28 protein-coding genes and 1 riboswitch are annotated in these 25,804 nt (G+C 38.2%); of the genes, 24 read left to right on the top strand and 4 right to left on the bottom strand.

Annotated features, from left to right (window positions below):
* Positions 1-11: 11 nt before the first annotated feature.
* Positions 12-812 (bottom strand): sulfite exporter TauE/SafE family protein, encoded by an 801-nt coding sequence (locus K8089_RS12380; protein ID WP_237603605.1) that lies wholly within the window; start codon positions 810-812, stop codon positions 12-14.
* 234 nt (positions 813-1,046) lie between these two features.
* Between K8089_RS12380 and K8089_RS12375 the strand changes: the two genes are divergently transcribed.
* Entirely contained in the window at positions 1,047-1,811 is a 765-nt protein-coding gene (locus K8089_RS12375; RefSeq protein WP_237603604.1) for an exodeoxyribonuclease III, read from the top strand.
* 8 nt (positions 1,812-1,819) lie between these two features.
* Here the strand turns inward: K8089_RS12375 and K8089_RS12370 are convergent, their stop codons facing one another.
* Positions 1,820-2,581 (bottom strand): patatin-like phospholipase family protein, encoded by a 762-nt coding sequence (locus tag K8089_RS12370; RefSeq protein WP_277612596.1) that lies wholly within the window; start codon positions 2,579-2,581, stop codon positions 1,820-1,822.
* 233 nt (positions 2,582-2,814) lie between these two features.
* On the opposite strand from K8089_RS12370, the gene K8089_RS12365 reads away from it, so the two are divergent.
* From K8089_RS12365 to K8089_RS12345, 5 genes are all read left to right on the top strand, one after another.
* The gene (locus tag K8089_RS12365) at positions 2,815-3,447 is read left to right on the top strand and encodes a Crp/Fnr family transcriptional regulator (RefSeq protein WP_237603603.1); all 633 of its coding nucleotides are present in this window, start codon (positions 2,815-2,817) and stop codon (positions 3,445-3,447) included.
* A 112-nt stretch (positions 3,448-3,559) separates the two neighbouring features.
* Entirely contained in the window at positions 3,560-4,048 is a 489-nt protein-coding gene (locus K8089_RS12360) for a c-type cytochrome (RefSeq protein WP_237603602.1), read from the top strand.
* Positions 4,049-4,077: 29 nt separating this feature from the next.
* On the top strand, positions 4,078-4,665 hold the full coding sequence (locus K8089_RS12355) for a methyltransferase (protein ID WP_237603601.1): 588 nt from the start codon (positions 4,078-4,080) through the stop codon (positions 4,663-4,665).
* Between the two features lie 101 nt (positions 4,666-4,766).
* Positions 4,767-5,222: a methyltransferase family protein gene (locus K8089_RS12350; RefSeq protein ID WP_237603600.1), complete on the top strand. Its 456-nt coding sequence runs from the start codon at positions 4,767-4,769 to the stop codon at positions 5,220-5,222.
* A 123-nt stretch (positions 5,223-5,345) separates the two neighbouring features.
* Positions 5,346-6,686, top strand: a complete 1,341-nt coding sequence (locus K8089_RS12345) for an MBL fold metallo-hydrolase (RefSeq protein WP_237603599.1) — start codon at positions 5,346-5,348, stop codon at positions 6,684-6,686.
* Here the strand turns inward: K8089_RS12345 and upp are convergent, their stop codons facing one another.
* The gene (gene upp, locus K8089_RS12340) at positions 6,687-7,340 is read right to left on the bottom strand and encodes a uracil phosphoribosyltransferase (RefSeq protein ID WP_237603598.1); all 654 of its coding nucleotides are present in this window, start codon (positions 7,338-7,340) and stop codon (positions 6,687-6,689) included. It lies immediately after the preceding gene.
* A gap of 228 nt (positions 7,341-7,568) precedes the next feature.
* Between upp and K8089_RS12335 the strand changes: the two genes are divergently transcribed.
* The 3 genes from K8089_RS12335 to K8089_RS12325 all read left to right on the top strand — a co-directional run bounded on the left by K8089_RS12335 (position 7,569) and on the right by K8089_RS12325 (position 13,623).
* Positions 7,569-7,967 carry a hypothetical protein gene (locus tag K8089_RS12335; RefSeq protein WP_237603597.1) on the top strand — a complete coding sequence of 133 codons (399 nt, stop codon included), beginning with the start codon at positions 7,569-7,571 and terminating at the stop codon, positions 7,965-7,967.
* 146 nt (positions 7,968-8,113) lie between these two features.
* Entirely contained in the window at positions 8,114-12,445 is a 4,332-nt protein-coding gene (locus K8089_RS12330) for a CusA/CzcA family heavy metal efflux RND transporter (protein ID WP_237603596.1), read from the top strand.
* Between the two features lie 11 nt (positions 12,446-12,456).
* Complete coding sequence (locus K8089_RS12325; protein ID WP_237603595.1) at positions 12,457-13,623, top strand: efflux RND transporter periplasmic adaptor subunit; 1,167 nt, start codon at positions 12,457-12,459, stop codon at positions 13,621-13,623.
* Positions 13,624-13,970: 347 nt separating this feature from the next.
* On the opposite strand, the gene K8089_RS12320 is transcribed toward K8089_RS12325, so the two are convergent.
* Positions 13,971-15,389, bottom strand: a complete 1,419-nt coding sequence (locus K8089_RS12320; RefSeq protein WP_237603594.1) for a T9SS type A sorting domain-containing protein — start codon at positions 15,387-15,389, stop codon at positions 13,971-13,973.
* A 185-nt stretch (positions 15,390-15,574) separates the two neighbouring features.
* Here K8089_RS12320 and K8089_RS12315 point away from each other — a divergent pair, with 185 nt between their 5' ends.
* The 15 genes from K8089_RS12315 to K8089_RS12245 all read left to right on the top strand — a co-directional run bounded on the left by K8089_RS12315 (position 15,575) and on the right by K8089_RS12245 (position 25,695).
* Positions 15,575-15,943 carry a hypothetical protein gene (locus tag K8089_RS12315; protein ID WP_237603593.1) on the top strand — a complete coding sequence of 123 codons (369 nt, stop codon included), beginning with the start codon at positions 15,575-15,577 and terminating at the stop codon, positions 15,941-15,943.
* A gap of 441 nt (positions 15,944-16,384) precedes the next feature.
* Positions 16,385-16,612, top strand: coding sequence for a hypothetical protein (locus K8089_RS12310; RefSeq protein WP_237603592.1), 228 nt, complete (start codon positions 16,385-16,387; stop codon positions 16,610-16,612).
* Complete coding sequence (locus tag K8089_RS12305) at positions 16,593-17,003, top strand: putative toxin-antitoxin system toxin component, PIN family (RefSeq protein ID WP_237603591.1); 411 nt, start codon at positions 16,593-16,595, stop codon at positions 17,001-17,003. The genes K8089_RS12310 and K8089_RS12305 overlap by 20 nt, the downstream gene beginning before the upstream one ends.
* A 104-nt stretch (positions 17,004-17,107) precedes the next feature.
* On the top strand, positions 17,108-17,593 hold the full coding sequence (locus K8089_RS12300) for a hypothetical protein (protein WP_237603590.1): 486 nt from the start codon (positions 17,108-17,110) through the stop codon (positions 17,591-17,593).
* A 196-nt stretch (positions 17,594-17,789) separates the two neighbouring features.
* Positions 17,790-18,131: a DUF3024 domain-containing protein gene (locus K8089_RS12295; RefSeq protein ID WP_237603589.1), complete on the top strand. Its 342-nt coding sequence runs from the start codon at positions 17,790-17,792 to the stop codon at positions 18,129-18,131.
* Positions 18,124-18,546 carry a UPF0158 family protein gene (locus K8089_RS12290; protein WP_237603588.1) on the top strand — a complete coding sequence of 141 codons (423 nt, stop codon included), beginning with the start codon at positions 18,124-18,126 and terminating at the stop codon, positions 18,544-18,546. The genes K8089_RS12295 and K8089_RS12290 overlap by 8 nt, the downstream gene beginning before the upstream one ends.
* A gap of 139 nt (positions 18,547-18,685) precedes the next feature.
* On the top strand, positions 18,686-19,471 hold the full coding sequence (locus K8089_RS12285) for a hypothetical protein (protein ID WP_237603587.1): 786 nt from the start codon (positions 18,686-18,688) through the stop codon (positions 19,469-19,471).
* Positions 19,472-20,307: 836 nt separating this feature from the next.
* Positions 20,308-20,601, top strand: a complete 294-nt coding sequence (locus tag K8089_RS12280) for a type II toxin-antitoxin system HigB family toxin (protein WP_237603586.1) — start codon at positions 20,308-20,310, stop codon at positions 20,599-20,601.
* Between the two features lies 1 nt (position 20,602).
* A complete protein-coding gene (locus tag K8089_RS12275; RefSeq protein WP_237603585.1) occupies positions 20,603-20,959 on the top strand; it encodes a helix-turn-helix domain-containing protein in 357 nt (118 codons plus the stop codon).
* 595 nt (positions 20,960-21,554) lie between these two features.
* Positions 21,555-21,653, top strand: a riboswitch (SAM-I-IV-variant riboswitch).
* Positions 21,654-21,826: 173 nt separating this feature from the next.
* Positions 21,827-22,114, top strand: coding sequence for a hypothetical protein (locus K8089_RS12270; protein WP_237603584.1), 288 nt, complete (start codon positions 21,827-21,829; stop codon positions 22,112-22,114).
* A gap of 19 nt (positions 22,115-22,133) precedes the next feature.
* Positions 22,134-22,946 carry a 5' nucleotidase, NT5C type gene (locus K8089_RS12265; RefSeq protein ID WP_237603583.1) on the top strand — a complete coding sequence of 271 codons (813 nt, stop codon included), beginning with the start codon at positions 22,134-22,136 and terminating at the stop codon, positions 22,944-22,946.
* Positions 22,947-23,143: 197 nt separating this feature from the next.
* A complete protein-coding gene (locus K8089_RS12260; RefSeq protein WP_237603582.1) occupies positions 23,144-23,548 on the top strand; it encodes a DUF6557 family protein in 405 nt (134 codons plus the stop codon).
* A 105-nt stretch (positions 23,549-23,653) separates the two neighbouring features.
* The gene (locus K8089_RS12255; protein WP_237603581.1) at positions 23,654-24,793 is read left to right on the top strand and encodes a geranylgeranyl reductase family protein; all 1,140 of its coding nucleotides are present in this window, start codon (positions 23,654-23,656) and stop codon (positions 24,791-24,793) included.
* 47 nt (positions 24,794-24,840) lie between these two features.
* On the top strand, positions 24,841-25,056 hold the full coding sequence (locus tag K8089_RS12250) for a PLD nuclease N-terminal domain-containing protein (protein ID WP_338149256.1): 216 nt from the start codon (positions 24,841-24,843) through the stop codon (positions 25,054-25,056).
* A gap of 51 nt (positions 25,057-25,107) precedes the next feature.
* Positions 25,108-25,695, top strand: coding sequence for a hypothetical protein (locus K8089_RS12245; protein ID WP_237603580.1), 588 nt, complete (start codon positions 25,108-25,110; stop codon positions 25,693-25,695).
* The last annotated feature ends 109 nt before the right edge of the window (positions 25,696-25,804 follow it).

Raw genomic sequence — 25,804 nt, 5'->3', positions numbered from 1 at the left:
GAGGTAGGCTGTTAACTACTTATTTCTTTATAAATTATATAAATACCCATAAGCAGTACAAACCAACCAAAGCCTTTTTTAAGCTTTTTACCGTTTATTAGTGTGCCTAACTTTATACCGATAAAGATTCCGACGATTGAGATTGCGGTAAAAATTAGCAGGAATTGCCAGTCAATTTCCAAGGTTGCAATATCGCCTGTAAATCCTATTAATGAGTTTACCGCGATAATGAGTAATGAGGTCGCAACGGCTTTTTTCATCGGTAATTTTGCCAATAGAACTAAGGCTGGGATAATTAAAAAACCGCCACCAGCACCTACCGCCCCTGTTATAAACCCGAGGAAAATTCCTTGAATCATAATCAATGGATAGTTGTAGTTAATTTTCGCATCAACATTTGGTTCTGGTCTTTTATTCCGAATCATTGTTAGGGAAGCAGCAAGCATAACAATGGCGAAAAACAACATTATTACTATGCTTTTTGTAAACTCAAAATTGCCAATGGTAAATAGATTTTCGGGTATTGCAGGTAGCAGATATCTTCGGGTTAAAAAGACTGCAATAAAGGCTGGGGTAGCAAATATAAAAGCAGTTTTAAAATCAACCATCTTCTTTTTCATATTCCTAAAAGCGCCAAATAGCGCTGTTGTTCCTACCACAAAAAGCGAGTATCCTGTTGCTACAACAGGGTTTAGCGCAAATAGATAAACCATTACAGGTACCGTCAATATTGAACCTCCGCCACCAATTAAACCAAGCACTACCCCTACAAAAAGCGCTCCTACATAACCTAATATTTCAGTAAATTCCATTTTAGGAAATAGTTTTTTTTAAAATGATTTTTTACAAGATTACTCAATATTTTAAAGAAACTTCTCCTTCTTCAAAGTATATTTTTTTCATTATTAACCCCCATTTGAAAGTCTTCTTTCTTTCAGCTTTAAATAAACTACCGAAGTACTGGAGGTACTTTATTATTTATTTTTCTAGTCTGTATTAATTGGAAATTCACTTCACCTTATAGATATTTACCAAAACTTTCAATTATGAAGTTAATCTCTTGGAATGTAAACGGAATTCGGGCAATAACTAAAAAAGATTTTTTTGAAGATATTTCAAAAATAAATCCAGATGTGCTCTGTCTCCAAGAAACGAAAGCACAAGATTCTGAAGTGGCTAAAGCATTGTCGCAGTTAGATCAGTATCATCAATATTATAATTCGGCAGAGCGAAAAGGGTATTCTGGAGTTGCCATTTTAACCAAAAAAGAACCAATATCCGTCACTTACGATATGGGTGTTGCGGAGCACGACAACGAAGGCAGAGTAATTTGTGCAGCTTTTGAAGATTTCTTTTTAGTAAATGTTTATGTCCCTAATTCCGGTCAAAAACTGGAGCGGCTGGAATATAGAAAGGGTTGGGACGCAGATTTTAGGAACTACTTAAAAAATCTTGAGCAAACCAAAACTGTAATTTTATGCGGCGATTTAAATGTGGCGCATCGTGCAATAGACCTGAAAAACGATAAATCTAATTACAACAAAACCGCCGGTTATACCCAAGTTGAAATTGACGGAATGGATGCGATGTTAAACGCAGGCTTTGTAGATACGTTTCGGTATTTTCATCCTGAAACCGTAGCCTATACCTACTGGAGTTATCGTTTTAAAGCTAGGGAGCGCAATACGGGCTGGAGGTTAGATTATTTTTTGGTCAGTGAAAATTTAGTTGAAAACATAAAATTATCCGAAATATTATCAGCGTATTACGGCTCTGATCACTGCCCAATTCAACTTGAAATAAAACTGTAATAAATTCTTTAAAATTTTTCGGTTTCCGCAAGCGCATTTATAGTAGCAGCATAGCCTAATTCAAAAATGGCGTCCATTTTGCTCAATCCAAAAATTGCGTAGGCGCCTAAATCTTTTGGCGCAATTACCAAATCGCACTCCGGAAATTTCACAATCGATTCAGAAGCAGCTCGTATTTTAAGTGCCCTATCGGCAACGGTGTAGGAGTGTCTTAAATCCTTAACGCTAATCTTTTTTAAGGCGTTAATATAGATGCCTATAATTTTATCGCAGTGCTTTTTTAATGGTTCTACAGGGAAATTATTCAGAATTCCACCATCAATGTAATACGAACCATTAATTTCGGTAGGAGTGAAAACGCCAGGAAATGAGGCCGAAGCAATCACCGGTTTTATAAGCTGTCCCTTGCCAAAAGTCTTTAACTCGCCCGTTATTACGTTTGTTGCAGTTATAAATAAGGTTTTTTCCAAAACATCAAAATTATCTCTTGGAAAAAAAACGCGGAGGTCGTCATAAAACTTTTCAGAATCTAAAAATCCGGGTTTGTTAAAAGCAAATCGTTTGGTATGGAAAATAGAAACCGTTTTAAAAAACTTTAATATTTCAGACCAATGCACACCTGCCGCGTAAAGCGCGCCTACAATAGCACCAACGCTCGTTCCTGCCACGTGCGTAGGCGAAAGCCCGTATTCCTCAAATGCTTTTAATGCACCAATATGTGCTGCCCCGCGTGCTCCACCACCCGAAAGAACCAATCCAATGTTAGCCATTGTAGTATATTATTTTTGTTTAAATTTCTGTATTTTAAAGATAATAAACCGCTATATAAATGATGTGAATTCTGTTTAAAAAGTACGTTCAATAATTTTTTCAAATTTGTATTTTACATTTTAAATAAATTTTAGTTTACAGAATTACACTGCTATAAAGCGGGTCGTTTAATTTATAAAAAGTGATTTTAAAGCTGTATTTTAGCAGTTAAATTCTACCAAAATAAACTTACATGTTCGACGATTTAAAAGAAAATTTCACTCATGTTTTTGAAGATGCGCTTATTCAGGAAATCAACGAAGTGGGCACCTTAAAAGAGGTAAAAGAGGGCGAAAAACTAATTGAAATTGGCGAATATGTAAGGTCTATGCCGCTACTTGTTTCGGGCGCGATCAAAATTTTAAGAGAAGATGACAACGGCGACGAACTTTTGCTCTATTTTTTAGAACGCGGCGATACTTGTGCAATGACTTTAACCTGTTGTTTGGGGCAAAAGAAGAGCGAAATACGCGCTATTGCAGAACTCGATACAACATTAATAATGATACCCATCCAAAAAATGGAGGAGTGGACGGGTAAGTATAAAAGTTGGCGCAATTTTGTATTCCAAAGTTACCACGAACGCTTAACCGAACTGTTAGCAACCATAGACAGTATTGCTTTTTTAAATATGGACGAGCGTTTGGTGAAGTACCTTCAAAACAAACAAAAGGTTACAAACGATTCAGTAATAAACTCCACCCATCAGGAAATTGCCTATGAGCTTAACACTTCGCGCGTCGTGGTTTCACGATTGCTGAAAAAGCTGGAATCGCTTGGTAAAATTGAGCTTTACAGAAATAGCATCAAGATTATTTCACTTTAGAAAACCGTTTTTCTCGGCTGTAATTTTGAAACATTTAAAAGTGTAACTTTTGTTACTGGCGAAAAAGTTGCTTAAATTTATTTTTGAAGTATTCTGAACTAAATTCCTGTTTATGAAATTATTCGTCACATTATTTTTGATTATTCTGCTAAGCTCCTGCCATAATAAACACGACGGCTATTTGGCAAATGCTGAAAATTTCACATTTGTTGAAAAGGAAATTCAACAAAAACATCCTGGAAAAAAATTGATGGAAAACAACTGCTACTCTTGCCACAACCCAAAAACTTCCGAAGAACAAATGATGGCACCGCCTATGGTTGCTATTAAAATGCATTATATTTCTGAAGACACTTCAAAGGAAGATTTTGTAAATGCAATGGTTGCATGGTCTAAAAATCCTTCCGAAGAAAAAACTAAAATGCCTGGCGCAGTAAAGAAATTCGGATTGATGCCGTATCAGTTCTACCCTGAAAATACCATTCGCCAGATTGCAGAATATATGTTTGAAAACGAAGTGGAAGAGCCGGAATGGTTTCAAGCCCATTATAACAAAATGCACGGCGACCGCCCCAAGTTGAAGGGGAAAAACGATGAGTAGTTTTAGCTAAATTGATTGTAAAACACCCCATGGAAGATCAAGAAAAATTTTGGAAAACCAAATACCTCAGTGGTGAAACCGGTTGGGATATTGGCTATGTTTCAACACCTTTGAAAGCGTACATAGATCAGCTAACCGATAAAAATTTAAAGATATTAATTCCGGGTGGTGGCAATTCGTACGAGGCGGAATACCTTGTAAACAATGGATTTACCAATGTTTATGTAATTGATATTTCTTCCATTCCACTTGAAAATTTAGCTAAACGCGTTCCGTCTTTTCCGAAGGAAAATTTATTGCATTCAGATTTTTTTGAGTTAAATGATCAATTCGATTTAATTTTAGAACAGACATTTTTTTGTGCGCTAAACCCGTCATTGCGCGAAAAATATGTTGCCAAAATGGCTTCCTTGCTTAAACCTGACGGAAAACTTGTGGGGCTGCTTTTTAATATTCCTTTACATAATGACAGGCCGCCATACGGTGGAAATAAGGAGGATTATCTTTCACTTTTTAAGGGAAAGTTTAATATAGAAACGATGGAAACCGCCTATAATTCCATTCCACCGCGAGCCGGAAACGAGCTTTTTATAAAGATGAAAAAAAGTGGAAATTGAATTGTGTTTAGGTAGTTTTCACGAATAACGGTTTGAATGGCGACAAAACAAATTTATTTGAAAAGGGGATATATATGCGTTAATATTAAAAAAGTTCAAAATTGAGAATTCCATTTAAAGACATTTTATTTGTATTGCTACAATTCGCACTCTTTGTCGCCTTTGTTTTTGAAGTTGGCGCAATGCGAATCTATTTCCCCGAAATTGTATTTTGGATCGGCGTAGGTATGTTGGGTTTGGGTGCGTTGGTAACTACTATTGCCGTTTTGCAACTCAATATTCACTTATCGCCGTTTCCAAGTCCGTTGCCGGGTTCAAAGCTAATTGTAAAAGGAGTTTATAAATTTGTACGACACCCTATTTATACTGGAATTATTATGGCCTTCATCGGTTTCGCAATAATTGCAGATTCCGGTTATAAACTGTTGGTGGCCGTAATTCTCGCCCTTCTGTTTTACTTTAAATCTGTTTACGAGGAAAATCGTTTGATGGAGGTATTTACAAACTATTCGGAATACAAAAAACGGTCGGGTAGGTTTCTTCCAAAGATTTGGTAATTATATTTCGTCATCTTCTTTTCTGTGCTGCTGTTTAAAAGCTTTCTCGAGCTTTAGGAGGAATCAGAATAGTTTATTAATTTTATACAAAAACTTGAACGAACATTTTAAAAATTCACAGCTATGAAAATCAAACAATTTGAATATAAGCCACTTTCCCATTATTCGTACGCAATTATAAGCGACGGAAAAATGGCTTTGGTTGATCCGGAAAGAAATCCAATACAATACTATAAATATGCCGAAGAGAACGACGCTAAAATTGTTGCTGTTTTTGAAACGCATCCCCACGCCGATTTTGTAAGTTCGCATCTACAAATTCACAACGAAACGGGCGCAACCCTTTATTGCAGCGCGAAAACAGGCGCAGACTATCCGCATAAAGCTTTTGACGATGGCGATGCCGTTTCTATTGGCAATACCATTTTTAAAGCTATAAATACACCCGGCCATTCGCCAGATAGTGTAACCATTGTTGCAACCGAAGAAAACAAAACCGCCCTCTTTACAGGCGACACCCTTTTTGTGGGCGATGTAGGCCGTCCAGATTTGCGCGAAAAAGCTGGACATATGAAAGCTAAGCGTGAAGAATTGGCTTCAATGATGTATCACACAATTCAAAATAAATTCACCGATTTACCCGATAATGCTTACGTCTATCCCGCGCACGGTGCAGGTTCGCTTTGCGGCAAAGGAATGAGCGCAGATGCTTCATCCAGCACGCTTGGCAATGAACGCGTTGGCAATTGGGCTTTTAAAAACCAAACCGAAGCGCAGTTTGTAAATCACCTTTTAGACTCCCAGCCTTTTATTCCGCATTACTTCGGTTATAATGTTGATATCAATAAAAACGGTGCGGAAAACCTACGGGCTTCTCTTGGAAAAATTGAATTTAGAATAGGGGAGAATCGAACTGAAAACGATGCCTTAATTGTTGATATTAGAGATGAAGCGGCCTTTAAAAAGAATCATTTGCCGGGAAGTATAAATATTATGGCAGTTTCTGAAACCGCCAAATTCGAAACTTGGTTGGGATCAATTGTTCAACCCGATGAGAAATTTCACTTGGTAGTAGATTCAGTTGAAAATGCTGAAGAAATCCTGCATCGCACGGCAAAAATTGGTTATGAATCCAATGTTTTAGCGGTGCTTACAATTGGCAGTAATAAACAGGAAGAATCTTCACACTTTAACGTTGAAGAATTTAGAGATAATACAGAAAAATACACAATTGTTGATATTAGAAACGACAGCGAAGTTTCCGAAGGCAAATTCTTTAATGATGCAATTACAATTCCACTGCATCAATTGCGCGAAAACGTTGATGAAATTCCAACCAACAAGCCTATCGTTGTTCACTGTGCCGGTGGTTACCGCAGTGCTGCAGGAGCAAGTATTCTTGAAAAGGAATTAAAAATAAAAAACGTATTTGACTTAAGCGACGACGTTGAAGATTTTAAATAATCATATTTTTTTTCCATAGCAAAGATCGCCAGCATCTCCCAATCCCGGTACAATGTAGCCGCGTTCGTTAAGTGCGTCGTCCACAGCTGCAATCCACAATTCGGTTTCAGAAGGAAAGACCGTGTCCGCCAGAAAGATGCCCGCTTTGGCGCCAATGATAGATATAAGATGGATCTTTTTGGGAGTGCCGTGGGTTTTAAGGGCTCGCAGTACGTTTTCAAAAGTCCTACCCGTAGCCAGCATTGGATCTGCAAGTATTAGGGTTTTCCCTTCAATGGAAGGTGCGGCCAGATATTCAACAATTACCTCAAAATCATCTTCGCCATTGGGATGGTGGCGAAAAGCCGATATAAATGCGTTTTCCACCCCGTCAAAAACATTTAAAATTCCTTGATGTAACGGCAAGCCAGCACGCAACACCGAACAAAGTACAATATCTGCCTTTGGCACAGACACTTCCTTTGTGCCCAGCGGGGTTTTTACGGTGATGGTTTCGTACGGGAGGCTTTTGCTCATTTCATAAGCCAACAGTTCGCCCACCCGCTCTACATTCTTTCTAAAACGCAGGAAATCCTTTTGGATGGAAACGTCGCGCATCTCACGAATGTATTGGTTGATTAAGGAATTGTGTTTGCTAAAGTCGTGAACTATCATAATTTTTTCATCTTTCAGCTAATTTAGTCATTTATCTTAAACTTTGAAATAGCGTTTCGTGGGGTTTTTTGGTCATAAGTAACAATGGTTACTGTTCTTTAAAACTTCTTTTTATACTTTTGTATATACCAAGTGCTAATCGAAATAACAGCGACTCCCAAAAAATAATGATGAAACTGACATTCATCATTAATTAATTAAATAGGATTGATTATTTTAGAGGCCAATTTGAAAACAATAATAGCCATATCGCTTTCCTTCCTCGTCTTTTTTCAAAGTCTGGGCCTTGGCGTGAACGATATTTTATTGTTGAATAAATTGGTGGAGCACGCCGAATATCATTATGAAAACTACGGTGATGATTTCTTCACCTTTTTTGAAAAACACTACGGTTCCTTAAAAGCAGAACACGAAAAAAAACACAACGAAGAAAAACCAGAGCACGGAGAATTACCATTTCAACATATTTCTTGTCATCACGTTTTAACCGATGTAGTGCTAGTTCCGTACGACATTTCTATCTTAAAAGGCGAAATTCTTATTCGTCATTCCCATACTTTTTACTATCAAAACCTCTATTCTTCTTTAGAAAGAGTCTCTATTTTCCAGCCCCCAAAATTCGCATAACGAAATAGACCCAATTTGGAAATTACGTATTTCCAATTCTTTTCGCGGTCTTTTAATCGGTTCCATAACTTGGAACGGTTTCAAACAATTCCATTGTTTCATATTTCAACAGATTTTTCCGTTGAACAACAAAGATCATTTTAGTTATGCTCTCAAAAATCATTCAATTCAGTATTAATAATAAACTCATCGTAGGTTTGTTAACCCTTGTGTTAATAGGCTTTGGAACCTACTCGCTCACCCAATTGTCTATTGGGGCGGTTCCCGATGTTACAAACAATCAAGTGCAGGTTATCACCACTTCCCGCAACCTTTCCACCCAGGATATGGAACAATTTATAACCTATCCGGTAGAGTTGGAAATGGCGAATCTCCCGGGCGTGATTGAAATCCGCTCCACTTCAAAATTCGGCCTCTCGGTAGTTACCATTGTTTTTGAAGAAAGTATGGGTACCTATTTGCCCCGGCAGCTTATAGCCGAAAAAATCAAGTCTGCCTCCGAAAACATTCCCGAAGGTTTTGGCACACCGCAAATGGGGCCAATAACCACTGGACTGGGCGAAATCTATCAATACATTCTAGACGTAAAACCGGGCTACGAAGATAAATATACCGATACCGATTTACGTACCATTCAAGATTGGATCGTTAAAAGACAACTCTCCGGAATTCCCGGCGTAGTTGAGGTTAACACTTGGGGAGGCCATTTAAAACAGTACGAAGTTGCCATTAACACCCATAAACTAAATGCAATGAATATTTCGGCTGCCGAAATATTCACCGCTTTGGAAAAAAACAATAGCGTTTCGGGTGGCGGTTATATTGAAAAGGAAAACCAAGCCTATTTTATTCGTGGCGAAGGGCTTATTTCTTCTTTGGAAGACATTGAGAATATCGTTGTAAAAAACGAAAACGGTTTCCCTATTTATATAAAAGATATCGCGAAAGTGCAATTTGGCAGTGCACCGCGTTTTGGTGCCATTACAGGAAATGGCGAAGGCGAAAAGATACTCGGACAAGTAATGATGCTAAAAGATGCCAACTCCAATGAGGTTATTAAGGCCGTGCAAGATCGGGTTGCCGAAATTTCAGAATCCTTGCCGGAAGGCGTGTATATCAATCCGTTTTTAGATCGTAGCGTTTTAATAGGAAAAACCACTTTTACCATCGCCGAAAACCTGATTCTCGGGGTGTTAATCGTAATTTTTGTGGTGGTGCTTTTACTGGGTAATTTCCGCTCGGGGCTGGTTGTAGCCTCTGTTATTCCGTTATCGTTGCTCTTTACGCTTTCAATGATGTATATTTTTGGGGTCGATGCCAATTTAATGAGTATGGGCGCAATTGACTTCGGGATTATTATAGACGGCGCCGTTATTATTGTGGAATTTGTAGCCTTTAAAATAAGTTCCAAGGCTTCAAAATTAAAAGCGCTTCCCGTTGCGGAAAAGCAATTGGCAAAAGATGCGGTGACGGTAAAGAGTGCTTCAAAAATGATGAATTCCGCCATTTTTGGGCAAATGATAATTTTAATTGTATTTATTCCAATTCTTTCCCTCAGTGGGGTGGAAGGTAAAATGTTTATTCCCATGGCGCAGACTTTCAGCTTTGCGTTAATTGGGGCCATGCTGCTTTGTTTTACTTATGTACCTGTGGCTGCCTCGGTATTTTTAAAACCTACAGAACCTTCAAAGAGAAATGTGTCTGTAAGAATTATGACTTTTTTCAACCGCTTTTACGACCCAATAATTCGGTGGGCTTTGGGGGCGAAAAAAATAGTTTTATCAGCGGCAGTACTCATCCTGGCTGTTACAATTTACTTGTTTTCAACAATGGGAGGGGAGTTTATCCCTACGCTCGACGAGGGCGATTTTGTAATTCAACCAGTGTTAAAAACGGGAACTTCCCTTAGCAATACGATTGCTATAACAACACAAATTGAAAATATTTTAATCGATAATTTTCCTGAAGTAGATCAAGTGGTAAGTCGTATTGGTGCCGCCGAAGTGCCCACCGATCCTATGTCTATGGAAGATAGCGATGTAATAATTACCCTAAAACCAAAAAAGGAATGGGTTTCTGCCAGCAGTAAAAATGAACTGGCAGAAAAGTTTAAGGAAGCCCTGGCGATAATTCCCGGAATGGAAGTGGAGTTCACCCAGCCCATCGAAATGCGTTTCAACGAATTGATTACCGGCGTACGTGCAGATATAGCCATTAAGATTTTTGGGGAAGACCTCGATGTGTTGAGCAAAAAGGCCAACGAGATAAAAAACCTGGTGGAAAATACGGCTGGCGTTGACGATATTATTGTTGAAAAAGTAGCCGGTTTGCCCGAAATGAGCGTGAATTTCGATAGAGCTAAAATTGCACGCTACGGCTTAAACATTGAAGATTTAAACGAAATGATTGCAATGGGCTTCGCCGGGAAATCTTTGGGAAGCATTTTTGAAGGCGAAAAACGCTTCGATCTGGTAGTTCGTTTGGATGCAAACAACCGTCGCGATCTTTCAAATTTGCAAAACCTGTTTGTCGATACCCCTTCTGGCGAAAAAGTGCCGTTGCGCGAACTGGCGGACATAAAGTATTCCAAAGGTGCCGCACAAATTTCGCGGGACGACACCAAACGCCGTATTGTGGTGGGAATAAACGTGCGAAGTCGCGATTTGCAAAGTGTGGTGGACGATGTGCAAGAATTGATTGACGACAACATAGAACTTCCCGTGGGCTATACAATTGATTACGGCGGGCAATTTGAAAATCTGCAGAGCGCAAAAGAACGACTTTTAATAGCTGTTCCCGTAGCGCTCCTTTTAATTTTCGTACTGCTTTATTTCGCATTTAATTCGGTAAAGGAAGCTTTGTTGATTTATTCTGCAATTCCTTTAGCAGCAGTAGGTGGAGTGCTTTTGCTTTGGCTTCGCGATATGCCTTTTAGCATTTCGGCAGGGGTTGGTTTTATTGCGCTTTTCGGGATTGCCGTCCTCAACGGAATTGTTTTAATAGAACACTTTAAAGAACTTAAAAAAGAAGGTATGACAGATAAAAACGAACTAATTGTACAGGGTACAAAAGACCGTTTACGAGCGGTTTTGTTAACTGCTTCGGCTGCAGCTTTAGGGTTTTTACCGATGGCAATTTCTACCAATGCAGGAGCTGAGGTTCAACGACCGTTGGCTACCGTGGTTATTGGCGGACTGATTACAGCCACAATTTTAACCCTGATTGTTTTACCGGTGCTGTATTCAATTTTCGATTCAAATAAAAAGAAAAGACAACTTAAATCGAAAAGGAAAGCTTTGCCAATTGCGCTTACACTTTTCTTTTTAAGCTTTTCAGGAATGGCGCAGGAAACGCCCAAAACCTTGAATGACTTGCAAGAAATGGCTTTGGAAAACAACGCCGGACTGAAAGCCGCATCACTTCAAAAAGAGCAGGCAGATGCTTTAATAGGCAGCGCTTTTACTTTTGAAAAGACCAAGGTTTTTTATGAATTCGACGAAAACGATTTCGCGCCAAATGGAGAACAACTCAAAGTGTTTGGGGTTGCGCAGGACTTTCAGTTTCCCACGGTCTATTTTGCCGAAAAAAATGTAAATAAAAGGCAATACAATATGCAGAGCAGCCAGTACCTGCTTGAAAAACGCAAAACCGAAGGTATGGTTGCCGCCGCCTATTATCAATTTCAATTTGAGAAAAATAGGGAACGTGTTTACGAAAGTTTAGACAGCCTCTATCAAAATTTTGCACACGCTGCCGAACGTCGTTTTGAGCTCGGGGAGACCAATTATTTGGAGAAAATTACCGCCCGTGCAAAACAACGGCAATTAGAGACCGACTATAAGCAAGTCAAGGAAGACGTGCAAATTGCAATGGAACGCTTAAAGATGGTGGTGCAAACAAAGGATAGTTTAACTATTGCCAACGCCGCATTAGAGAAACTGGATCTTTCACTTTCGAATTTGGAAGCACATCCCGCAATAGCTTATTACGAAAGCAGAAACGATTTTTTTAAAGCCAAACAAAACCTTGAAAAACAGCATTTACTGCCAGATATAAGCCTTTCCTATTCGCTGGCGAGTGCTTCGGGCTTGAGTGATAATTTATATTCGTACCAAATCGGACTTAAAATTCCGTTGCTTTTTAGTGGGAATGCTTCAAAAATAAAAGCTTCGCGAATTGCAGCCGATGTAAGTGAACAGCAAGCCGAAGACTATAAAATTCATTTGAATTCCAGAAAAGTGCAGTTGCTAAACGAAGTTTCAAAATACGAGGAAGCCCTTCAATATTATGAAACCGAAGGGAAATCACTTTCCGAAGAAATTTTAAAAACAGCAAACATCAGTTTTAAAAATGGCGAAATAGACTTTTTTCAATACATCCAAAGCCTTGAAAACGCTTACGAGATTGAATTGCATCATCTCGAAAATCTCAACAATTACAATCAAGCGGTTATCGCTATCAATTATTTAACGCTTTAAAAAAATTAGTTATGAAATCTATAAAATCAATTATGTTGCTTCTGGCCTTGGTTTTGGCAGCCTGTAACAATTCAGAAAAGGAAGGAAATTCAGCTGAAATTGCTTCTGAAGAACATCACGAGGAAAATATCCATCTTTCAAAAGCGCAGTTTAATAGCGCCAAAATGGAGGTAGGTCAACTCACCGAAAAACCCTTTGCCACAACGGTGCAAACCAGCGGCATCATAGACGTGCCGCCACAAAGTCGCGCAGTGGTAAGTGCTTTTGCGGGCGGCTATATTAAAAACACGCCCTTGTTAATTGGCGATCAAGTCTCAAAAGGACAGCGCTTGGTAACCCTTGAAAACCCGGAGTTTATTACCATGCAGCAAAACTATCTGGAAACGGTGGCACAGCTTTCATATTTAAATTCGGAATACGAGCGGCAGAAAATTATGCTTGAAGAAAAAATCACTTCGCAAAAAAGTTTCCTTAAAGCCGAAAGTGAATACAAAACCGCTTTGGCGCGCAGCAACAGTTTAAAAAAGAATCTTGAAATGCTGAATATAAATCCCGCGTCTGTAGCAGCTGGAAATATTGTTTCAGCGGTAAATATTTACAGCCCTATTGCTGGCAACGTAACCCAAGTTTTTGTGAATACGGGCAGCTATGTTTCTCCAGCCGATAAGATTATGGAAATTATGAACACGGAACACATTCACTTGGAATTAAAGGTTTTTGAAAAGGATTTACTGCAATTGGAAAAAGAACAGGAAATACTGTTTACCGTCCCCGAAGCTTCAAAGACAACCTTTAAGGGCGAGGTGCATTTGGTAGGGACTTCCATAGACCCAAACACTCGCATTGCCTTAATCCACGGACATATTGCAGAAAAGGACGAACACAACTTTACTGCCGGCATGTTCGTGGAAGCCAAAATTGTAACCGGTACCTCAAACCATTCGGCGCTTCCCGAAAACGCGGTGGTAGAAATGGAAGGGAAACAGTACGTGTTGGAAATTGAAAGTGAAACAGCGGAAGAATTCACCCTTCACCCCGCAGAAGTTGAAATAGGCGCAACCTACAATGGCTATACAAATATTAAAAACACTTCCGAATTTAAAAAAGACAGTCGCTTTCTAACCAAAGGCGGTTTTGTGTTGCTAAAGGAAGAAGGCGGTGGGGGACATAGTCATTAATGAAAACGAAATTGAAACTCATATGCGGGATTGGCAGGACATAAATTCCAAATCCCAAATCACAAAAAACTCCTTCCCTTAAGCAAAAACTCAATATATAAGCAAATGCTCCTTAAAGGGGGAGCCTGCCTGCAAAACCCGGAAGGGTGGCCGCCGGGATATTCTAGAATGGGAAGATGGATCTTTTCGGCGGCCGGAAGGAGTCAAAGTGCATTACTATCACCCAAGGCGGAGCGTCTTGGGCCTAAAAATTCCGGCACCTAGTCAGGCGGAGTGGAAGGACGCACCCATAGGTTACAGATGTTGGGCTCTAAAATCTACAAATTATTTTGACGGAGGTTTTTTTATCAATTTTTTAGGAACTTCTTTGTCCAAAAGCTATGCCCATCCGTAATGATGCAAAGATAGCTCCCAGGCTTCAAAGCAGTAAGATCGACACTGTTTGCTGCAATAGGGTTTAGGGAAGTATTATATACCCTTCTCCCCGTCATATCAAAAATTGCAATCAACTGCAGTGGGTTGTGGCTCGGATTTTCAATATGCAAAAGGCTCGATACTGGGTTTGGATGTATAGCAATTCTTCTTGCTTGCAAGGGGGCTTCTTGAGGCGTGTTTAGAATACTATTGGTGATACGTACAATACTTCCTACGGGATTGGAATCATAAGCGGTAAAGAGTCCGCCAGTTAAAAGTTTCCCATCGGCTTGAAGCGCATTGGTGACCCCAATTTGCATTGAGCCATATAAGCCGTCCCCAGGGTTAAAGGAGCTATCCATACTTCCATCGGGTGCTAAACGTACAATCCCACTACGAGGAAACCCGTTATAAGAGGGAAATTGCCCTGTGGCAAAACAGTAATCGCCGTCAAGCATCAGGAAATTATATATTATACCTTGGGTGCCGGTTCCTGGGTTGAAGCTTGCATCTAGGTTGCCATTGGGCTGAAGTCTTGCAATGCGTGGCACGGGAGTACCGTTAAACGTATTTAAAAAACCGCCTACCAATAACTTTCCGTCGGTTTGCAGGCCAAGGGCACGGATCTCGTCATCGGCGCCTGTTCCCGTATTAAAAGAGGCATCCAAGGAGCCGTCGGGATTTAAACGGGCAATTCGGTTTTGCTGTGTTCCATCAAAATGGGTAAAATACCCCCCAATTACAATCTTGCCATCAGCTTGTAAAACACCCGTTAAAACTTCATTATCGGCACCGGTGCCCGTATTAAAGGTTGTATCTATTGTTCCATCAGAATTCAGGCGTACGATTCCTTTATAGGATTGCGAATTATATTCATCAAAATAACCGTATAAAATTATCTTTCCATCGGCCTGCAGCAGAATTCCATATACCCTATCATCGGCGCCATTGGTAGTATTAAAGCTGGAATCCATATTGCCATCGGGTAAAAGCCGAAGTACCCTTAAGCTGGCCTGACCATTATACTCCGTAAATCCTCCTGCAACTATTATTTTTCCATCGGGTTGCACAGCAACGGCATAGACATCGTTATTAAATCCGGTTCCGGTAGAAAAGGTGTTGTCCAGAGTGCCATCAGGGTTCAACCGAACGAGGTTTGGGGTCGAAATGTTATTGTATAGATCAAAATCTCCACCCACCAGTATTTTCTGATTGGGCAAAACTTTTAGGGTATATACAAAGCCCGCAAAACCAGATCCCTGATTAAACGATGGATCATAGGTGCCGTCTTGGGCCTTCGTTGACAAAGAAATGACGAGGAGGAGACTGAACAGTATTATTTTTATTTTCATAGGGTTGGTTTTAAGAGGTTGCTTTTTACTTTCATCGTAAGAACATAGAAAATGTCATCATTTTGTTTTCTTCATCGTCTTGGTCAAACCCTCAGCCCGACCGTTCGGAGCCGAGTCCATGGAATAATAGCCACCTCCTTCCTAAAAAATTTTAGAGCACCATCGTTTCGCACGTAAATATGAGAATGGCATTTGGTAGAAGATACCAAGTCGCGTACCGTCTTAATCCACGGATAGATTGCAGAAAAGGACGAACACAACTTTACTGCCGCCATGTTCGTCGAAGCCAAAATTGTAACCGGTACCTCAAACCATTTGGCGCTTCCCGAAAACGCAGTAGTAGAAATGGAAGGCAAACATTTTGGGTTGGAAATAGGATAAGAGACGCTGCCGAAGAATTTGAAATTCATCCTGCAACAGTAAAAATAGGCACTACCTATAATGGTTTTTCAGCCATTGAAAACACTACTGAATTTAAACCCGATAGCAAGTTTTTAACCAAAGGCGGTTTTGTGTTGCTAAAGGAAGAAGGCGGTGGGGGACATAGTCTTTAATGAAAACGAAATTGAAACTCATTTGCGGGATTGGCAGTGGTTCAACCCGCTTATTTCACAAACCCAATTCTATTTAAACCTCACGAATTTCCAGTTAAAGCGGCTTTAAATTTTGTTCAGATTATGATACAAGAGATTGTCTTAAAAGTAGTTTTGGATGTCAGTTCGGGCGCAGTCGAGAACGCTATGTTTCTGATTTACAATAAGGTCTCGACTCCGCTCGATCTAACAAACTGATTGATTTTTACTTTTTAGATAGCCTCTTTGTGATATATAGCTCGTAGGAGTTCTAGGGTTTTTTAATATATTTGAAGGTAAACTTCCTAGCCATACGCTATTAAATAGTGGGCTAAACGTAATTGGTTTGTTGTTTTCCGCAGGTAGCCAGTAATGCAAGAAAGATTGCGAATTATTCGTAAATTTGAACTTAAACAAGGTATTATGAAATCTATAAATGTCCAAATATCTGAATTTGAATTTAACCAATTAGGCTTAAATAAAGATACGTTGTCATTTTCTGAACTGGTTGAAATCATCAGTAAAAAAATAACAAAACAAACATTGGATAAAAGCATTCAATTAGCCAATAAATACGGTCTATCCAAAATGACTATGGAAGAGATTGACGACGAAATAAAAGCGCACCGGAATGCAAAAAATAATTCTTGATACGAACGTAATTGTATCGTCCTTAATTCAAAAAAATTATCCGTATTTAATCGTTGACTATTGCATTGAAGGAAATGCACTAATTTGTCTTTCCAGTCCAATTTTACAAGAATATGTTGAAGTACTTGAACGTCCCAAATTCGCAAGATTTATTGATTTTAAAACCAATGCAGATTTTTTAATCGCAAGAATTAGTGAAATGTCAGAAATCTACGAGCCTACTACCAAATTGAAAATTATCTCGGATGAACCAGATAATCGACTTTTGGAATTGGCACAAATTTCAAAAGCGGATTTCATAATTACAGGTAACACCAGCGACTTTACAATGGGAATTTATAACGGCACGAAAATAGTAACCCCAAAAGAGTATTGGGAAGAGCACAAATAGTCTGATAAGCACTATTATCAACACTGCTAACCATACGGCATACGGCAGAAAGAATCCGGCGTATTTTTACGCAGCCAATCCATAGCCCACATACCTATAAACCCATGAAATATATAATATTTATAACAGTATTGTTTTTTTCGTACAGTGTAATTGCTCAAGAGGAGGTATATAGCAATACTTTTGTTCGCATATATAATTTAGACGGTAAAAAAATAAACAAAGGGAGAATAAAGACTATATCTAAAACTTCAATTGAATTATATTTAAAAGAAGAAACAATAGAAATTCCATTGCATAAAATAGGAAAAATAAAAACGAGGCGTTCGGGTGGCAATAATATTGCAAAAGGTGCAATAATCGGCGGCGGTTCCCTTGCTTTGGTAGGATTATTATCTGGAGATGATGACAAAGGGATTATTTATTTTTCCGCTTCCGATAAATCGATGATGGGATTAATTGGCGGTGGTTTTATTGGCGGCATGGTTGGTGGCATTACTGCAATATTTAAAAAAGCCGATACGTACATCATTGACGCAAATAAATTAAACTTGGAAAGATTTAAAGAAGCAATGACAATTTCAGAATGAGATGATTGCGCAATAAACCCAACCGCACAGCCATCCCATTTATAAACCGCCCTGTGTATTCATTCTCGTCCAAACGTTCTGCAATTCAATACCCATCAACCAATTAAAAAACAAAACCACCAAACTTTTTAATATATTTGAAGCTAGTTGTAATTAACACACCATCTACGCCAGCTGAAAAAATTACTGAACTTAAATGAAAACTACAATTGATATAAACGAAGCGACAATAAGAAATTACGTAAATTCAATACGTCCGGAAAATGAAGAAATTCGGGCACAACTTGATTTCGGATATTCTTTTGACGGAAAAGTATTTGTACTTTTTGAAATTCGTCCTATTTGGAATAATCTAAAAGAAATTCAACATATCGAATACGCGAAAATCAGATTTTATAAATCGAGAGAAGAATGGAATTTATATTGGAAGCGTGCAAGCGGAAAATGGGAACTGTATGAACCATTTCCAACAGCCACACATTTAAACGACATTATCGATATGATTAAAAGAGACACACACGGTTGTTTTTATGGATAATTCAAAACAAAATATAATTAACCAAATCGCACAGAAATTAGATTGCGGATACGATTGCTATTATAATCCGAAAACAAACGAATTAATAACAATACCGAATTTTGGGAGACTGTGGGACGAAGATGAATTTCGTAAATCTTTCGCAGCGGAATTGAAAAAAGTAACGAAAAACAAATCGGATTATATAAAATTTGAGGTTTTAGAAAGTTTTGAGTCTTTTAAGATTATGGAACGCTTTATTGCCCAAATTCCGGACAAACAATTTCAATTGGAATTGGAAAATATTTTGGTGCGGAAAAAACCATTTCAGAATTTCAAAAACAGAATCGACTACTCAGTTTATAGACAAAACTGGTTTGACTTTAAGCAAAGAGATTTGGAAAAAATAGTTGAAACGCAATTAAACCGTAGATAAGCCAACACCCAACACGATAATTAAGCTATGGCTAGTTTTTACCGAGAAAATCCCTCAAATTTCCCAAAGCCAGTTTTTTTTTTTTTTTTTCATATCTTAGCAGTGCAACCAATTCATTATCAATGCAATGTCTTTCCAGTTGTTTAAAATATTAAACATTATAGGTACAATCAAAGGTATTACCTACTATAGGCTAAACGGAGAATATGTAAAACGCAAATCATCACCCCCTTCAAGAGATAAAATTTTATTCGACCCTCGTTTCACTACCGTAAAAGCTAATGTCACCGAATTTGCTGCCGCAAATATGCTTGCAAAATCTATTTATACAGGCTTACAGGAAAATGTGAAAATATTTAAAGACAGTTATTTTACAAGCCGTCTTACTGGCTGCTGTCGCAAAATAATTCAAAAGGGCAGGGGGGCCAAAGGACAAAGAGAGGCAAACGTTTTTAATCTGCCTGATGCACTTATTGGCTTTCAACTACATAAAAAGCAAATCTTTAATCAAATTTATTGGGCTAACAAATCTATTTTATCCAATAACGCTCGTTCAAACATTACAGTAAATATTAAAAACAGCAGCCCCATAGATTTACGTAATTGCCCTAAATCAGCAACACATTTTGTGCTTACTGCAGTAATAAGTTCAGTGTCTGCACATACATGGAATCGAAAAATTAAAAAATACCAAACAACGTATCCCGCAGCCAATGCTTTGGGAGATACTGTACAAACCCCTCCATTATTATGTAGAAAGGAGCATCAAGACATTAACTTAGAACTTAATATGCCCATCAAAAATTCAATTCCATCCAATGTGGCCATAACGGTTTGGCTTGGAATACAATATGGTAAAAAAATAGACAATATATTTACATCTTTTGTATCGGGAAAGGCAATGGAATGCATCGCAATAGTCTAAAAAATACCCTTTCTCAACTAAAAAATCTTAAAAACAGTCTGTTTTTTCTTAAAACCCTTACTGTACAAGGGCTCAGCATGTACTTTCTCCCATAGCAACGCCAAGGCAAAGACTAGGTTCACCCGTGTTTACTCCATAGATAAGCCATAGATAAAGCATAGATAAGCCATAGTTAACCTATCATATTAGTTATCGCAAAAAGACACCACCGAAACAACCTCATACAGCACCCACCAAAATAACCAAACAACCACCTCAGTAGGATAAATCAAATAAAAAATATTTTAAAAATAAAAACGTAAAGCATGTGATTTTAACTTTGTAAACTATGTGCCTTAACGGGCAATAACTAAGCATTCGTGTGGCCAGAACAGCCTGTCCCATTTTTTCGGGAACCTAACAAGAATGCAGTGTTTACTGAACCGATGATTGTCAGTCAGCACTATGTGGAATGGTCTTGATTGGGATGGCTTTTCAAACGTAGGTTTACCTTGCTTTGTGACCCACTCTTAAAACAGCGAAGTAAAAGCTAAGAAATCTTGTATGCCAATGGCAGAGAAAAATAAAATGTAGGTGTAACAAAAGGATTTTTTAATATATTTGAAGATAGGCGTTAATGCCAAATTCTCCCCAGTTACTAAAACCCGTGCGCAGGCTATGGCTTGCTTGGGTTTGGAATGCTTTGATATTTATAAAAACAAAAACACCTTTAGTATGTGTGGGATATACGTAGTGGTTATGAGGTATATGCACAAGTTGCCCTTAATGCAAAAAAGTAACGAAGGAAGTTATCATTTTGGTAACTTTTGTGCTATCTTTGCTACAAATCATTTTACGTGAAAATATTTTCGAGAGGAACATTGCGAGATTTTTGGGAAAAGCACGGCGATTGTGAACTACAATTGAAAACCTGGTATCGAGAAACTGAAAAATCGAACTGGACATCGATAAACGACCTGAAAAAAGAATATCCCAGCGCAAGTATCCTGAAAGACAACCGAATTGTATTTAACATTAAAGGAAACGATTATCGACTCATTGTTAAGTTTAATTTTGAATATCAACTGGCGTGGATACGCTTTATCGGAACTCACGGGGAATATGACAAAATTAACGCAAACGAAATTTAAGATGAAAATAAGACCAATTAGAAACGAAGCGGATTACCAAAAAGCCCTTGAGCGTTTGGAAGTTATTTTCGACGCTAAAAGAGGAACCGAAGAAGGAGATGAATTGGAGATATTGGCAATGGTGATTGACAATTACGAAAATGAGCATTTTCCAATAGATATGCCCGACCCGATTTCTGCAATCAATTTCCGAATGGAACAAATGGGACTAAAACAGAAAGACTTGGTCAAAATGATTGGTTTCAAAAGTCGAGTGAGCGAAATAATGAACAAAAAACGCAAACTGACTTTGGAAATGATTAGAAAACTGAACGCTGATTTAAACATCCCGACAGAAGTATTGATACAAGATTATTGAGCAAGTTACCGGGAACACTAAGGGCAACACTGTATAAAAAAAATAGGGCAAGTAAGTGCTAAACCCAATGTTTCAGGCATATTTGCGAGGTCTCCAAATCTTTTGATTTGGCCTTTAGAACAATAATTTAAAACAAAATGCAAAAGATTTGGCTTGTGGATAAACCGAAAAGTAATCGCTTATTTTCAGCCCTACTTCTTTTATACTAAACGTTCCCAATACTAAATCCAAATTTCACAAGAAATCCAGACAACATTGCTTAATTTTAGGGAAAACTTATTTTAAGGGTATGTTCCTCAGTAATATTAAAAAAACCTCAATCAGTTTAGCGTTAGTTCTAAAATTAAGAATCTAATAAACAAACCTCAAACTCTATACTTACAGCATTAACAGTAAGTTTATGAAGCATTTAGACGTTCTGTGCTTAAATATCAAAACACCTCCCACTACAGGTTTACAAATCCCAGAGAAATATTAACTAAACTCAATCACTTGATACCCAAACTATTTATGCTTTAGTGGCGCATAACCCACATACGCCTCTAAAACAAACTATAAAAATAGCTTGCAAAATCCCCAAAATATAACTATATTTAAACATCATTACGAATCACAATAGCGTGATAGCAACCTGCCCAAGCAGGCGAAGGTGCTAACAACAATGAGCCTACTTTTAGGAAAAATATGTCTTATTCCTTTTTTTACCGATAACATCAAAAACAAGCGTTTTTAAAACCAAAAACGTTTGTAAACGACCCTGGCAGTTCTCAAAAGAGAAAGGCCAAATCCGCAGCTTATGGCAAGTTGTGCAGATAGACCATTTTTAAAACTTAAAAACTAATTAACCTTAAAACCAAAACTAAAATTATGACAGACAAATTTAAAGATGTGCCCGTGGAGCAGGACACACAAATTATTGCAAGTATGGAAGCCAGAATTGAGGCTTACCCGGTATTGTACCAAAAATGGTACTGGGACGGTATCTATGCCGAGAGCGTTATTTTCTTAAACGAAGATATCGCAGACCTAAACGAGGAACAAATAAAAAAGGAGGTTGCTTTATGCACGGCCCTTGTACAAGAAGGTTCGCAACTAACGTATAAAAAAGGCGATAAATACACCTTTGTAAATTTCAACTTTAAAACATCAGATTAACTTAAACACGCAATTATTTATGAATTTAACTATTGGAAAAATTTTAAAACAATACCAAAACTACCTAACAGATTATGAAATTAAAAAACTAAGAAAGGTGCAATGTGAAAGCACTTCCTTTGCTACACAAGTAAAGAATCTTAGAAGAGCGTTATTTTCTGAAGATTTTGACTTTATGGCTCGGGAAATTTCAGATGATGAAAACTTTATGTCGCAAGAATATATAAATCAAGTTAACGAAAAGAGAGCGGCCTTAGGGGTAGTTCCGCATCAAAAGCCGAGAAAACCAACAGATATTTCCACCGTGCACTTTTGTGAAGAAGTGGTTCGCCACACAAAAAATTATACGGAACTATTAGAACTGAAAAAGCGAAATGCCAAGCAAATTGTATTTGTAGATATGGACAGCGTACTGGTAGATTTTCAATCGGGAATCGATAAAATTTCTAAAGCCGATCAAGTAAAATACGCAGGAAAGTTAGATGAGGTGCCCGGGATTTTCTCCTTGATGGAACCCTATGAAGGCGCTATTGAAGGTTATAGATGGCTGTGTAAGAATTTTGACACCTATATTCTATCTACGGCGCCCTGGGAGAACCCTTCGGCGTGGAGTGATAAATTACTGTGGGTAAAAAAATACCTGCCTAAGGAAGCTCATAAAAGATTGATCTTGTCTCATAACAAACATCTGGCAAAGGGCGATTTCCTTATTGATGATAGAACTGCCAATGGCGCTGGAGAATTCACTGGAAAACATATCCACTTTGGCCCTGAAGGAAAAGACTTTGGAGATTGGAAAATGGTAGTGGGTTATTTGAAAAACTTAGCTTAACCATAAACAGGCTACTGCAGTAACTGGCTGTCTAAAAATGTAAAAAATCTATCGGTTTACTTGGTTGAAATCCTTCAACCATTAATTGTAGGTTTAAAGCAAAGTCTTCGAATTCGTATTATTGTGAGCGAATCCGAAACCGTGCAAATGTAAAATCATTTTAGACAGCTTTACCGATAGCTCTAAAAATAACAGCAATGACATTAAAAGAACTTATACAGAATTATTCATGGTCTAGCATTTATTCCAAATTCTTAGAAATCTACCCGGAGGCAGGAAAAGGGCTGCAGGGTTATAAAACAGTCTTCGAAAAATTAAGGAATATGAAAGCCGAACCCATCGATATGGCAATTGCCATAACAAAGGAAAAGGATATGATTGATGGCGATTACTTTATAGATGTTGTTGGTATATATAACAACCCAACTACACCGGAAGAAAAGTATCCACAAGGCATTGAATTTCTGCCTTGGCGTCAGTGGCTGGGAATGAATATTGATAAAAATAGTTTGATGAATTTTTCAGAACAGGAAATTATCGTGCATTGTCTTTATGAAATGACTTTTGAAGGGTTTAATGAAGATGAAATTAAGTTTAAGTAAACAAAATAGCAATACTCAGTTTTTGGACTATCATTAAAATATGTTAAAAAATTGAACTGATAAATTAGCATCAAACATTATATTTACCACACCAAAACTATGTAAATGAAGCATTTTGACGTTGCGATAATTGGCAGTGGACCCTCGGGTGCCTCCACGGCATACCACCTTTCAAAGAAGGGAATTTCAACTGTAATTATTGAAAAGGAAACCTTGCCGCGCTATAAAACCTGTGGTGGCGGACTTGTTTTTAGAGGTAGAAATAATTTGCCGTTTGATATTGCGGAAATTGTTGAAAGAGAGTTTTTTTCAATAGATATCTACCTAAGTGCGAAGCTACATTTTATTACGCAGCGGGATGAGCCTTCTATCACAATGATAATGCGCGATGCTTTCGATAAGCTAATGACCGATAAAGCGAAAGCGGAAGGCGCCGTTTTGCTTGAAAGCCACAAACTGCAATCCTTGAGTTTTAAAGACAAATTGATCAGCTTGGTTACCTCGCAAGGCACTATAACCGCAAATTTTGTTATCGCTGCCGATGGCGCTTTAAGTCCGACGGCAAAAATGGCGGGCTGGATAGAGGAAACCCGCAACCTAATTCCCGCTTTAGAATACGAAGTTGAAGTTGCCTCCGAAGATTTTAAACGCCTGTCTAAAAATGTGCGTTTTGATATTGATGCTATCCCGTATGGCTACGCTTGGAGTTTCCCAAAGAAGAATCACCTTTCCATCGGGGTTGCTTCGGCACGACGGACAAAGGTGAATTTAAAGAAATACTATCAGGCCTATTTGGAGACTTTGGGGATTACAACTATAATTAGCGAGTTGCAACACGGATTTCAAATTCCGGTTACCCCACGCACCGATGGCTTTGTAAAAAACAATGTGTTTTTAATAGGCGATGCGGCAGGCTTTGCAGATCCTATTACCGCCGAAGGGATATCGAATGCAATTTACAGCGGCAAGCTCGCCGCCGAAGCAATTATTGAAACAGAGAAACACCACGAAAAAGCTGCCGAATTATATATGAAAAAATTAGAAGCTACACTAATACCCGAACTAAAAACGGGTGTATGGCTTTCAAAATGGTTTTACGAACAAAAAACACTCAGAAATTTATTGGCTAAAAAATACGGCCAACGTATCACTGAAGAAATGATAAATGTTTTTCACGGCGACCGCACTTACCCCAAAGACGTAAAACAAAAATTGAAACAGAAAATTAAGGAGTTGGTTTTTTAATCTTACTTTAGCTTTATAATATTAATTAATCGGTAATTAAATAGAATATGATAGCACTAGCATCCATAGGAGTATGGCAAATTATTTTAATCGTAATGATTTTAATAGTTTCTATACTGCCCATAGTCGCGTTAATAGATATTATCCAGAACGAGTTCACGGGTTCCAATAAGTTAATTTGGGTATTGGTAGTTTTATTTTTACCAATGTTTGGGTCTATTATGTATTTCTTTATGGGAAAGGATCAAAGATTAAAAAGGTAATAGTTATACTTAAAATTTGTATCTTAACCTTTAATTTCTAAAATTTTAGATATGAAAAAATTACTATTTCTTTTTGCTTTTGCAATTACGGTTTCGGCTACTTCGCAAAACAAAATTTTACCAAAACATATTCAAATTCAGACAGCTGTTTTGGCTGCGCCCGAAATGTACCGCGATAATGCTACTGTATTGGGTTACAGTGAAAATGGCGAATTGATTACGCTAAGGCAAGGCAATAATAATATGATTTGCTTGGCAGACGACCCTAATAAGGAAGGAATAAGCGTTGCTTGCTATGGCGCCGAATTGGAACCTTTTATGGCTCGTGGAAGAGCTTTGGTTGCTGAAGGAAAAACCACTCAAGAAAAACGTGAAATCAGAAAACAAGAAATTGAAGCAGGGACGCTGCCTATGCCCACCGAACCAGCTATGGTTTATGTAGTGGCTGGGGAAGAAAGCGATTATAGCGAAGAAACGGGCGAATTGCTTAAAAGTAGAATGCGCTATGTACTATACAAACCCTTTATGACAGGTGAAAGCACGGGCTTACCTACAAAACCACAAGCCCCCGGGATGCCTTGGCTTATGGATGCCGGTACGCATAGATCGCATATAATGATATCGCCTCCTAAAAAATAGAAAGTTTAAAATATCAAAAAGAGGTCGTCTAAAAACTAATTAGGCGGCCTTTTATTTTATGCGCTACTTTTTAAGACCTTTCCCGGATTGGGTTATTGAGTTAATTGTT

This window comes from Aequorivita vitellina, from assembly GCF_022008365.1.
GTDB classification, from domain to species: domain Bacteria; phylum Bacteroidota; class Bacteroidia; order Flavobacteriales; family Flavobacteriaceae; genus Aequorivita; species Aequorivita vitellina.
The sequence above is the reverse complement of the archived record's forward strand: the minus strand, read 5'-3'. Positions and strand labels throughout refer to the sequence as shown.